The following is an 11,555-nucleotide window of genomic DNA, read 5'->3' as shown; positions in this document are numbered from 1 at the left end:
GCGGGTCGGCAGGTGGCAGGTGGCGGATGGCGGGTGGCGGAGCAGCCGGCCACCGTCGCCCCGGCAGCCGCAACCGTCGCCTTCGGGCGAACCGGCCCGATCACACCGGCAGTTCGCACACGACTGGAGCAAGACGACCGGCGGCCGACGAGCGCCGGCAACCGACGGACGGACGGCGTCGGCGGATGACGGCCGCCGGTCGGGAACCGGGGTCGGCGGCCGGCGACGGACGCGGGACGGTGGGCGACGAACGGCGGGGCGGCGGGCGGCGGCAAACGGGGCGCGGCGGGCAGCGACGGACGGCCCGCGCCGGACGCCGAACGGCGGCCTGCGGCGGATGGCGGAGCAGGCAGCGCCCGCCGTCCGCCGGCGACCAGCGACCAGCGACCAGCGACCAGCGACCAGCGACGGTAGACGACGACCGGCGGACGGCAACGTGCGGATGGCGCACGCGGTCGGCGATCACCCATCACCGATCGCCGATCGCCGATCGCGAACGACGGCGGATGCCGGACTGCGGTCGGTCGTCGGCGGGTCAGTCGCGTGTGGCGGCCGCCAGGAATGCCCGGATGGCGTCCGCCACGCGCTCCGGGAATTGGCCGTGTGCGTAGTGGCCGGCGCCCTCGACGACCTCCAGTCGGCCCAGGCCCGCCGGCATGGCCGCGACGATGGCCGCGCCCTCGGCCGCGGGGTCCGGCCAGTCGGGGTCGAGCGCGCCCTCGATCACCAGCGCGGGGCAGCGGATGTCGCCGAGCACCGCACCGGCGTCGGTGGGCGCGGACATGCCCATCTTGGCGACCACGGCCATCCGACCCGGCCGGCTCAGGTCGATGCCCAGGGCCGCCACGTATGCGGCGAAGTCGGCGGGCTTGGCCCCCGGGTAGGCGAGCGCAAGGTAGCGCTTCCACACGCCGACGCTGCGCAGCAGGCCGGCGCCCAGCAGCAGGGTCGTCCCCTTGCGGTAGCGGGCGTTCGAGACCAACGCCTTGGCGTCGACCTTCTGGGCCCGGGTGAACGGGCTGATCTCCACGATCGCGTCGATCAGTTCCGGTTCGCGGGCGGCGGCGATGGTGGCGGAACCGCCGGCGAAGGAATGGCCAACGAGCACGGCCGGACCGCCCAGGTGTCGAATCAGGGCGAGCAGGTCGCCGGCGGTGTCGGTACGGGTGTACGAGGGCCATCCGACGGTGGACTCGCCGTGGCCGCGCAGGTCCGCGCAGGCGACCCGGTATCCCGACGCCACGAGGCGTTCGGCGACCTCACGGTAGACCGACCTGGTGTTGCCCATGCCGGGTGCGAGCACGATCAACCGACCCTGCCCGCTCACGTCGTAGGCGAGCCGACCACCGTCGATCTCCAGGAATTCCGTCATGATCCGTGCCCCCTGCGTTGGTGTCGGTCAGCACGTAGCTAACACCGTTAGCCAGATGGTGTCAAGCATCGCCGCCGCCGACCCCACCGCGTTCGCGGGCCGCGCTCGGCACCGCAGGCGCGATACCGGGTCCGCCGGACCGGGGTGCGCGCACACTCATGCAAAAACCCCGCCGCGCCCACCCTGTGGGTGAGCGCGGCGGGGTCGGGAAGGGTCGTCAGACCGCGGCGGCCTCGGCGGCGGCCACCTTCACGCACACGGCGACCGCACGCATCGCGCGGCGCACCTCGTCGACGGTGGGGTAGCTGGGCGCGAGACGGATCTGGTGGTCGCGCGGGTCGTTGCCGCCGGGGAAGGCCGCACCCGCCGGGGTCAGCGCGACGCCGACCTCCTTGGCCAGCCGCACCACCTCGGCGGCGCAGCCGTCCGGCACCTCCAGGCTGACGAAGTAACCGCCCTCGGGCCGGGTCCACGTGGCGATGTCGAGCGGGCCGAGCTCACGCTCCAGCACCTCGTACACCGCCTCGAAGCGCGGCGCGAGCAGCTCGCGGTGCAGCCGCATGTGCGCCACCACGCCCTCGGTGTCGCCGAAGAAGCGCACGTGCCGGAGCTGGTTGACCTTGTCCGGGCCGATCGTCTGCTTGGCCAGCAGGCCGGTCAGCCAGGCGACGTTGGCCTCGGACGCGCCGAAGAAGGCGACACCGGCACCGGCGTAGCTGATCTTCGAGGTGGAGCCGAAGACGAACGCCCGGTCCGGGTTCCCGGCCTCGGCGCACGCGTCCAGGACGGACAGCAACTCGACCGGGGCGTCGGTCAGGTGATGCACGGCGTACGCGTTGTCCCAGAAGAGCCGGAAGTCCGGCGCCGCCGTCGGCATCGCGGCCAGCCGGCGCACCGTCTCGTCGCTGTAGCTCTCGCCGGTGGGGTTGCTGTACTTGGGCACGCACCACATGCCCTTGATCCTCGGGTCGGCGGCGACCAGCGCCTCCACCCGGTCCAGGTCCGGTCCCGCGCCGGTGAGCGGAACCGGGACCATGCCGATGCCGAACCGCTCCAGTACGCCGAAGTGCCGGTCGTAGCCGGGCACGGGGCACAGGAACAGCACCTCGGGCTCGTCCACCCAGCGGCGCTCGGCACCGGGCACCCGGGACAGCAGCGCGTTGGCGATCACGTCGTGCATCAGCGTGAGGCTGGCGTTGCCCAGGGCCAGCAGCTGCGCGGCGGGCACCTGGAGCAGCTCGGCGAAGATCGCACGCAGCTCGGGCAGGCCGTTCAGTCCGCCGTAGTTGCGACAGTCGGTGCCGTCGGCGGCCTTGAAGTCCTCGCCGCCGGGCAGCGCGAGCAGGCCGTTGACCAGGTCCAGCTGCTGCGGCGAGGGCTTGCCCCGGGTCAGGTCGAGACGGAGGCCCTCCGCCGCCAGGGCGGCGTACTCCTCACGAGCGGCCACGAGGTCGATTTCCGGAATGGACACGGTGGTGCTGAGCGGCACGGAATCCCCAAAATAGGCGGAGGGCCGCAGACACTTGCGGCAGGGCCAATCTAGCAACACGCCCGGGGTGGATCCGCGCCCACGGCCCATCGGTCCGGGCAGGCGGGCCGATCCGAGCCGCCGACCCGGATCGGCCCCGACGGGGGCATCGCCGCCGGGTGTGGTCGGGCACCCCCGGGCGGCCGGATCCGCCGGTGCCCGCACCGCAGACGCCGGCGCCGCCTACCATCGGCAAGGACACCCTCGATTCGGGAGTAGGACCATGAGCTCGTGGCGCACGGCCAGGCGGTTCCGGCACGGCGGCGCGATACCCACGCCCGAGGCGGGGGCTTCGCGCGCTCCCGTGGTGGTGGATTGCGCGCTGTACGACAAGGGCGTGCGGCGCCCGGGTCGGGTGCCGCTGAGCGAGGCGCTGGACGCGGCCGAGGCGGGCGAGGACACCTTCGTGTGGATCGGGTTGTACGCCCCGCTCGCCGAGGACCTGGCCGGCGTCGCCGACGCGTTCGACCTGCATCCGCTGGCCGTGGAGGACGCGGTCGAGGCCCATCAGCGGCCCAAGCTGGAGTACTACGACGACACCCTGTTCCTGGTCCTGAAGACCATCGTCTACGTCGAGCACGACGCGCTGACCGCGACCAGCGAGGTGGTCGACACCGGCGAGATCATGCTCTTCGCCGGAGAGAAGTTCGTCGTGGTGGTCCGGCACGGCAGCGCGCCGCCGCTGGTCGAGCTGCGCCAGTCGCTGGAGGCCGACCCGGCGACGCTGGCGCACGGGCCGGCCGCGGTCGTGCATGCGATCACCGACCGGGTCGTCGACGACTACCTGCGGGTGGCGGACAAGGTCGAGGACGACTTCGAGCGGCTGGAGGTCGACGTGTTCTCGCCCCGGCCGAGCAACGACGCGGAGCGGATCTACCAGCTCAAGCGCGAGCTGATCGAGTTCAAGCGGGCGGTGCTGCCGCTGGCCCGGCCGCTGGAGCGGCTCTCCGCCGGCACCCTGCCCGGCGTCGGCACCGACTTCGCCGCCTACCTGCGCGACGTCGCCGACCACCTGGCGCAGGTCCGCGAACGCCTGGCCGCCTTCGACGAGTTGCTGGACGGCATCCTCTCGGCCAGCCTGGCCGGGGTGACCGTCCGGCAGAACACCGACATGCGCAAGATCGCCGCCATCGCGGCGATCCTGGCCGTCCCCACACTGATCGTCGGAATCTACGGGATGAACTTCGAGCACATGCCCGAACTGAAGTGGACGTACGGGTATCCGGCCGTCCTGACCGTGATGGCCACCGCGTGCGTGCTGATGTTCCGGGCGTTCCGGCGCAACGACTGGTTGTGACCCCGGAGGCCGCCCCTCACCCGCTCGGGACCGCACCGCCCGCGGTCGAGGCGGGCAGTTCGCGGCGTTGCCGGGTGATCCGCTCCGGGTCCCAGCCCGGCCGCGGGATCGAGGCGAGCAGCAGCCGGGTGTAGGGGTCCGCGGGCGCGGTGAGCAGGTCGCCGACGGGTCGGTGCTCCACGGTGCGGCCCCGGTGCAACACGAGCGCCTCGTCGCACAGGTAGCGGACCACGGCCAGGTCGTGGCTGACGAAGATCAGTCCGATGCCGGTGTCCCGGCGGATGTCGGCGAGCAGGTTGAGCACTTGCGCCTGGACCGAGACGTCCAGCGCCGAGACCGCCTCGTCCAGGACCAGCAGCGCGGGCTCCACCGCGAGCGCCCGGGCGATGGCGGCACGTTGGCGCTGGCCCCCGGAGAGCCCGCGCGGCCGGGTCGCGGCCTCCCGGGGGCCCAGGCCGACCTGGGCCAGCAGTTCGCCGATCCGCGCGGTGCGGGCGGCCGGATCGCGTACCCCGTGCAGGCGCAGCACGCCGTCGAGCGTCGCACCGATGGACAATCGGCCGTCCAGCGACAGGTAGGGGTCCTGGAAGACCATCTGGACCGCCTTGGCCCGGGCCAGCCGGGCGGCCCGGCCGCGCACGGATTCGGCCAGCGGCTTGCCGCGCACCACGATCCGGCCCGCGTCGGGGCGTTCCAGGCCGAGCAACATCCGGGCCGTGGTGGTCTTGCCCGATCCGGACTCGCCGACCAGGCCCAGCGCGCCGCCGACCGGCAGCGAGAAGGACAGGTCCGCGACGGCGACCACCTCGCTCGTGCCGGTGCCGTAGGTCTTGCGCAGACCGCTGACCTCGATCAGGGGTGTCGCTTCAGGGGGTGTGACGTCGGTGGTCAACGGTCCTCCGAGTCCGGGGCGAGGTGGGCGAGCACGGGTGAACCGAGTTCGTCCGCGCGATGGCAGGCGACCCGGCCGGCGCCGTGCGGTTCGAGTGCGGGCGGCGCCTGATCGCAGCGGCCCGGTTCGGCGAACCGACAGCGCGGCGCGAACGCGCACCCGGTCGCGGACTCCAGCAGGCTCATCGGCGCGCCCGGGATGGGGGTGAGCCGGGTCGGCGGCCCCTCCAGGGGTGGGGACGAGCCGAGCAGTCCGGCGGTGTAGGGGTGACGCGGCCGGGCGAACAGCTCGGCCGCGCTCGCGGTCTCCACGATCCGTCCCGCGTACATCACGTAGATCCGGTCGCACGAGGCGGCGGCCAGTTCGATGTCGTGCGTGATCAGCAGCAGACCCAGGTCGCGCTCGCGGCGCAGGCGTCCCAGCAGGGCCAGGATCTCCGCCTGGGTGGCGACGTCCAGGGCGGTGGTCGGCTCGTCGCACAGCAGCAACTCCGGTTCGCCGCACAGGGCCGCGGCGATCATCACGCGTTGCAGCATGCCGCCGGACATCTCGTGCGGGAACTGGCGCAGGTGGCGCTCGGGGTCGGGCAGGCCGACGGCGGCGAGCAGTTCCGCCGCGCGGGCGTCCGCCCGGGCCCGGGACCACCCGCCGACCAGGCGCAGCGCCTCGGTCAGGAAGTCGCCGATCCGGCGCACCGGGCTGATTCCGGCCCGGGGATCCTGGAAGATCATCGCCGCGAGCCCGGTGCGCACCTCGCGCAGCCGCGCGGCATCGGCGCCGACCAGGTCGATGCCCTTGACCCGGACCCGGCCGGTCGGGTCGGCGCCGGCCGGGAACAGGCCGAGCGCGGCCCGGGCGGTGACCGATTTGCCGGAGCCGGATTCGCCGACCAGGGCCACGGTTTCACCGGCGGCCACGGTCAGTTCGATCCGGTCCAGGATCGGGCGGGCCATGCCGGGCAGGGTGACGCTCAGCGCGTCGATGTCGAGCAGTGTCATCAGGCGTCCCTTCCCGCGACCCGGTCGGCGAGGTGTTCCCCGACGACGTTGAACGCGACGACCACCAGCACGATCGCGACCGCGGGCACGATCGCGGAGAGCGGTCGTTCCTGGAGCACGGCGGACTGCCCCTGGTTGATCATCGAGCCCCAGTCCGGGGTCGGCGGTTGTACGCCCAGGCCCAGGAAGGACAGCGCCGCCAGGTCGAGCAGCGCGTAGCCGAAGTTGACCGTGGCCTGGGCCAGCACGGTGGGCGTGATGTTGGGCAGCAGGCCGCGAACCGAGACGAACACGGGCGAGTGGCCCTGGACCCGGTAGGCGGCGATGTAGGGCCTGGACTTCTCCGCGGCGGCAAGGCCGCGGACCAGGCGGGCGGTGTAGGGCAGGTAGGCGATGGCCATGGCCAGCACCGGCGCGGTCAGGCCCTTGCCGAACAGGGCGACCGCGAGGATCGCCAGCAGCAGCGCCGGGAACGCGAACAGGATGTCCAGCACGCGCCCGATGGCCGCGTCGATCCAGCCGCCGCGCCACGCGCTGAACAGTCCGACGGCGATGCCCGCGACGGTGGCGAAGACGACCACCGCGAGCGGTCCGAACAGGCTGGTCCGGGTGCCCTCGATCAGCGCCGAGAAGGTGTCGTGGCCCCCCTGGTCGGTGCCCAGCCAGTGACCGGCGCCCGGGTCGGCGAAGGTCTCCGACAGCGAACCGAACCTGGGGTCCTGCGGAGCCAGCCAGGGTGCGGCCAGGGCGACCACCAGGAACACCGCCAGGATCCCCAGGCACGTGTTCACCAGCCACGAGCCGCCGAGTCGGCGGAGTCGGCGCAGCGGGTCGCGGCGTGCCGGCGCCGCTGCGGAATCAAGCGTGCCGGCGCTCATCGGGCGCTCCCTCGTGCCGCGACCCGCGGGTCGATCAGCGGATACAGCAGGTCCACCAGTGCGTTGATCAGCACGAACGCGGCCACCACGAGCAGCACGATGGCCTGCACCACCTGGAAGTCCTGTTGGCTCACCGCCTGTACCAGCAGCGAGCCGACGCCGGCCATCCCGAACGCGGTCTCCACCAGCGCGGTGCTCACCAACATTCCGGAGACCAGCAGCGCCGAGACGGTCACGATCGGTCCGAGCGCGTTGCGCAACACGTGTCGCCTGATCACGCTGCGCCGGGGAATGCCTCGGCTGAGCGCGACCTCGACGTGTTCGCGGCGCAGTTCGTCGAGCATCGCGGTCCGGGTCACCCGGGTGACCAGCGCGGTGAAGGTCACCGAGAGGGCGATCGCGGGCAGCACCACGTGGTGCAGCCGGTCCAGCGCGCCCTCGCCGTTGCCGAACGTCGGGAACCAGCCCAGTTGTACGCCGAACACCGAGCGCAGCAGGATCGCCGCGACGAACGAGGGCACCGCGGCGCCGACGGTGACCATCAGCAGCACGGTCGAATCCGCCCAGGTCCCGCGGCGCAGCGCGCCCACGATCCCGGCGCCGACCCCGAACACCGCGATCAACAGCATCGAGACGCCGATCAGCAGCAGCGAGGCGGGCAGTCGGGACCAGAGCACGTCGCCGACGCCCTGGTGGAAGAGGTAGGAGCGGCCGAAGTCGCCCTGCAACACGCCCTCCAGCCAGTGCCAGTAGCGCACCGGGAAGGGGTCGTTGAAGCCGTACTGCTCGCGGATCGTGTCCAGTTCCTGCGGACTGGGACTGCGGCCCTTGACCAGGAAGCTCACCGGGTCGCCGGGGGCGAGGTAGAGCGAGGAGAACACCAGGAATGAGGTGACCAGCAGGGTCGTTGCCATGCCGGCGAGGCGGCGCAGCGCGGCCAGGGCGAGCGCCGGGCCGCGCCCGCCGCGCCCGCCGCTCGGGCGGGTCGCGACGGGCACGGCCGCCTCGGTCGAGGATGCGAGGGTCAACTCTTCGCCCCGATCTCGGCGGCCCACGGGTAGTAGAGGTAGGCGATGGAGGGCTGCACGCCGGTGATGCGCTTGCCGAGGAAGACGCTCACCGGCGAGGTGTACAGCGGCAGCCACGGGAGTTCGCGCAGCGCGATCTGCTGGGCCCGGGCGGCCGCGGCGGACTGCGCGGCGGGGTCGGGGGCGCCCAGGGCCTGGTCCACCGCGGCGTCGAACTCCGGGTTCGACCAGCTGCCGTAGTTGCTGAACGCGCCGGTCTGCAATGAGCCGTACATGTCCAGCGGGTCGGTGATCGAGGTGTACCAGAAGGTCAGGAACAGGTCGATGCCCTTGCGCGCCTGGGGATCGGTGAACAGCGAGGAGTACTTCTCCGGCGAGATGGTGTCGATCTGCGGTTTCAGGCCGATGGCGGTGGCGGCCTGGGCGACGGCCTGGGTGATGATCGTGGTCTGCGAGTCCAGCGGGCTGGTGGCGATCACGATCTTCTGCCCGTTGACGCCCGCCTTGGCGGCGAGTTCCTTCGCCTTGGCCACGTCGTACGGGTAGGTGGGCGTGGTCTTGGTCAACTCGTCCCGGACCGGGCCCGGGGCGCCGGCCCACACGTCGTCGGTGACCAGCGAGTCCGCCACCCGGCCGACGCCGCCGACGCCGGCGTCGACGATGCCCTTGCGGTCGATGGCCATCAGCAGTGCCTGGCGGACCCGGGCGTCGCCGAGCGGGCCCTGCAGGTTGCCGACCACCTCGTCGGCGACGGTGGTGTTGCGGCCGAAGTAGAGCTTGCCGGCCGGGGTGTTGCGCAGTTGCCCGTAGGAGTTGGCGGGAACCATCCAGCCGCCGTCCACCTCGCCGGTCTGGAAGGCGTTGACCCGGGTGGTGGCGTCCGGCAGGAAGACGAACTTCACCTGGCCCGACTTGGCCTTGAGTTCGGGGTTCCAGTAGTCGTCGAAGCGCTTGAGCACGATCGACTGGCCCGCGGTCCAGGAGGAGAACGCGAACGGACCGGTGCAGTTGACGCCCTTGGCCGGGTTCCCGTAGTCCTTGCCGGCCTTGGCCAGGGTGGCCGCGGACTCGACCGTGCCGGGGCTGGCGGCCATGTACTTGTTGAAGGCGGAGTCCGGCGTCTTGAGGGTGACCGTGACCTGCATCGGGCCGCTCTTGTCGACCGACTGCACGTTGCGGTACGGGTAGGCCCAGTAGCTGCCGACCTCCGGGTCGAGGTTGCGGCGCAGCGAGGCGACCACGTCGTCCGCGGTCAGCGCGGTGCCGTCGTGGAAGCGCACGCCGGGACGGATCTCGTAGACCCACGAGGTCGGCGTCGGGTTGGTGTAGGAAGCGGCCAGGCCGGGCGAGGTGGTCAGGTCCGGGTTCCAGCGCAGCAGGCTCTCGCACACGTTGGCGAGGATCTGGTTCGGCGGGTAGTCGAAGGCGTACGCGTAGTCGATCGACGCGGGCTCGCCGAACAGCGACCACGTGAACGAGTCGATCGGGGCGCCGGGCGCCGTCTTGGCGGTCAACTCGTAGGCGCGGTCGCCGGATGCGGCCGGTTTGCCGCCGCCGCCGTTGCACGCGCTCGCGGCCAGCGTCGCGGCGAGTGCGCAGGCGAGGGCGATGCGGCGGAGGCGTCTTGGGCGTCCGGTACGGGGTGCGGGCATCGTCTTCCTCCGGAAGATGGGGGCGTGGCAGGCGGGCGTGGCGTGGTCGTGCTGCTCAGTCGCCCGCGATGAAGACCGGGCGGCCCTCGACGTAGGTGCGGCGGACCCGGGTGGCGGCGATCTCCTCGGGCGGCCCCGCGAACGGGTCCCGGTCCAGCACGACGAGGTCGGCGTATTTGCCCGCCTCGACCGTGCCGGTGACCTCGTCGAGGTGGTTCACCCACGCGCTGCCGGCGGTGTAGGCGGTCAGCGCCTGGGCCAGGGTCAGCGCCTGTTCCGGCAGGAACGGCTTGCGCGGGGCCCGGTCGGCGGGTGCGTTGGGGGCGTCGTGCGGCACGGTCCGGTTGACCGCGACATGGATGCCCCAGAGCGGATCGGGGCTGCTCACCGACCAGTCGCTGCCCGCGACCAGTCGGGCGCCGGCCCGGGCCAGGTCGCCGAACGGGTATTGCAGTGCGGCGCGTTCGGGGCCCAGGAACGGGATGGTCAGGTCGTCCATCTGCGGTTCGTGGGCCGCCCACAGCGCCTGGATGTTCGCGGCTGCCTCCAGCGCGGCGAAGCGGGGCAGGTCGTCGGGGTGTACGACCTGGAGGTGGGCCAGGTGGTGCCGGTTGTCGTTGCGGCCGTTGGCGGCGCGGGCGGCGGCCAGCGCGTCCAGGGCCTCGCGGACCGCGCGGTCGCCCAGGGCGTGGAAGTGGATCTGGAAGGCGAGCCGGTCCAGTTCGCGGACCGCCTCGGCCAGCAGCGCGGGATCGACGAAGCTGAGGCCGGAGTTGGCGGTGGCGCAGCCGCATCGGTTCAGGTACGGCTCCAGCATCCCGGCGGTGAAGTTCTCCGCGATGCCGTCCTGCATGATCTTCACGGTGGTGGCGGCGAAGCGGCCGACGCACCCGGTGCGCCGCCGCTCGACCAGGTCCGGGATCTGCTCCAGGCCACGTTCGCGGTCCCACCACAGGGCGCCGACCACCCGGGCGGTGAGCGAGCCGTCGCGGGCCGCGCGCAGGTAGACGTCGAAGTTGTCGGGGTTGCCGGGGAAGACGCCGATCATGGCGTCCTGCCACGCGGTCACGCCGAGTCCGTGCAGGTGGCGCTGCGCGACCAGCAGGCCGGTGAGGGCCTCGTCGGGGGTGGCCGTCGGTACGTGGTCGCCGACCAGGTCCATCGCGCCCTCTTGGAGCATGCCGCCCGGGGTGCCGTCGGGCTCGCGCTCGATCCGGCCGTCGGCCGGGTCGGGGGTGTCCCGGTCGACGCCGGCCAGGGTCAGCGCGAGGCTGTTGACCCACGCGCCGTGGCCGTCGCGGTTGGTGAGCAGTACCGGTCGGTCCGGGACCACCGCGTCGAGCATGGCCCGGGTGGGGATGCCGCCCGGGAAGACATCCATGGACCAGCCGCCGCCGCAAATCCAGTCGGCGTCGGGGTGGGCGTCGGCGTACGCGGCGATCACCGCGAGGTAGCCGTCGACGGAACGTTGGCCGGCCAGGTCGCAGCGGCCCATCTGCACGCCCGCGACCGCGGGGTGGACGTGCGCGTCCTGGAATCCGGGGATCAGCAGGCCGCCCGCGAGGTCGACCACCTCGGTGTCGGCGTCGACGAGTTCGCGTACCGCCTGCTCGTCGGCGACGGTCAGGATCCGACCGTCTCGGACCGCGACCGCGGCGTCGATCGGGGTGGGCGAGGTCGCGGTGAAGACCCTGCCTCCTACAAAAACGGTGTCGGCCCTGGGCCGGGTGGTCCCCATCAACGCGTCCTCTGGGTCGGTGTGTTCGTCCGGTTGGCGGATGTCCGCTCGGTGTCCGCGCGCTGCGGTGAGCGCGGCGGCATGCCGTGGGTCGGCCCGGTTCGCGTACCGCCGGTGAACGGGCCGAGATGAGGAGTGAAACGGCAGCGCAACAGTGTTGTCAACAGTGATG

General features: G+C 72.5%; 9 protein-coding genes. 1 reads left to right on the top strand and 8 read right to left on the bottom strand.

Annotation, left to right across the window (positions count from 1 at the left end):
• Positions 1–535: 535 nt before the first annotated feature.
• Complete coding sequence (locus ACZOOI_RS39940) at positions 536–1,372, bottom strand: alpha/beta fold hydrolase (protein WP_465281714.1); 837 nt, start codon at positions 1,370–1,372, stop codon at positions 536–538.
• A gap of 217 nt (positions 1,373–1,589) precedes the next feature.
• Entirely contained in the window at positions 1,590–2,861 is a 1,272-nt protein-coding gene (locus ACZOOI_RS39935) for an aspartate aminotransferase type Ic (protein ID WP_465281713.1), read from the bottom strand.
• Between the two features lie 262 nt (positions 2,862–3,123).
• Between ACZOOI_RS39935 and corA the strand changes: the two genes are divergently transcribed.
• Positions 3,124–4,197, top strand: a complete 1,074-nt coding sequence (gene corA, locus ACZOOI_RS39930) for a magnesium/cobalt transporter CorA (RefSeq protein WP_465281712.1) — start codon at positions 3,124–3,126, stop codon at positions 4,195–4,197.
• A gap of 16 nt (positions 4,198–4,213) precedes the next feature.
• On the opposite strand, the gene ACZOOI_RS39925 is transcribed toward corA, so the two are convergent.
• From ACZOOI_RS39925 to ACZOOI_RS39900, 6 genes are read right to left on the bottom strand one after another with little or no spacing between them, the layout of a single operon-like run.
• The gene (locus ACZOOI_RS39925) at positions 4,214–5,089 is read right to left on the bottom strand and encodes an ABC transporter ATP-binding protein (RefSeq protein ID WP_465281711.1); all 876 of its coding nucleotides are present in this window, start codon (positions 5,087–5,089) and stop codon (positions 4,214–4,216) included.
• A complete protein-coding gene (locus ACZOOI_RS39920; RefSeq protein WP_465281710.1) occupies positions 5,086–6,087 on the bottom strand; it encodes an ABC transporter ATP-binding protein in 1,002 nt (333 codons plus the stop codon). Before ACZOOI_RS39920 ends, ACZOOI_RS39925 begins: the two co-directional genes overlap by 4 nt.
• Positions 6,087–6,965, bottom strand: a complete 879-nt coding sequence (locus ACZOOI_RS39915; RefSeq protein WP_465281709.1) for an ABC transporter permease — start codon at positions 6,963–6,965, stop codon at positions 6,087–6,089. Before ACZOOI_RS39915 ends, ACZOOI_RS39920 begins: the two co-directional genes overlap by 1 nt.
• On the bottom strand, positions 6,962–7,963 hold the full coding sequence (locus ACZOOI_RS39910; RefSeq protein ID WP_465281708.1) for an ABC transporter permease: 1,002 nt from the start codon (positions 7,961–7,963) through the stop codon (positions 6,962–6,964). Before ACZOOI_RS39910 ends, ACZOOI_RS39915 begins: the two co-directional genes overlap by 4 nt.
• Positions 7,964–7,989: 26 nt before the next feature.
• Complete coding sequence (locus ACZOOI_RS39905; protein WP_465281707.1) at positions 7,990–9,645, bottom strand: ABC transporter substrate-binding protein; 1,656 nt, start codon at positions 9,643–9,645, stop codon at positions 7,990–7,992.
• A 55-nt stretch (positions 9,646–9,700) separates the two neighbouring features.
• Positions 9,701–11,383 carry an amidohydrolase gene (locus ACZOOI_RS39900; protein WP_465281706.1) on the bottom strand — a complete coding sequence of 561 codons (1,683 nt, stop codon included), beginning with the start codon at positions 11,381–11,383 and terminating at the stop codon, positions 9,701–9,703.
• Positions 11,384–11,555 lie beyond the last annotated feature (172 nt).

It is taken from the genome of Embleya sp. L77 (genome assembly GCF_055557415.1).
Note: the sequence above shows the minus strand (reverse complement) of the source record. Positions and strands in the feature narration are given on the sequence as shown.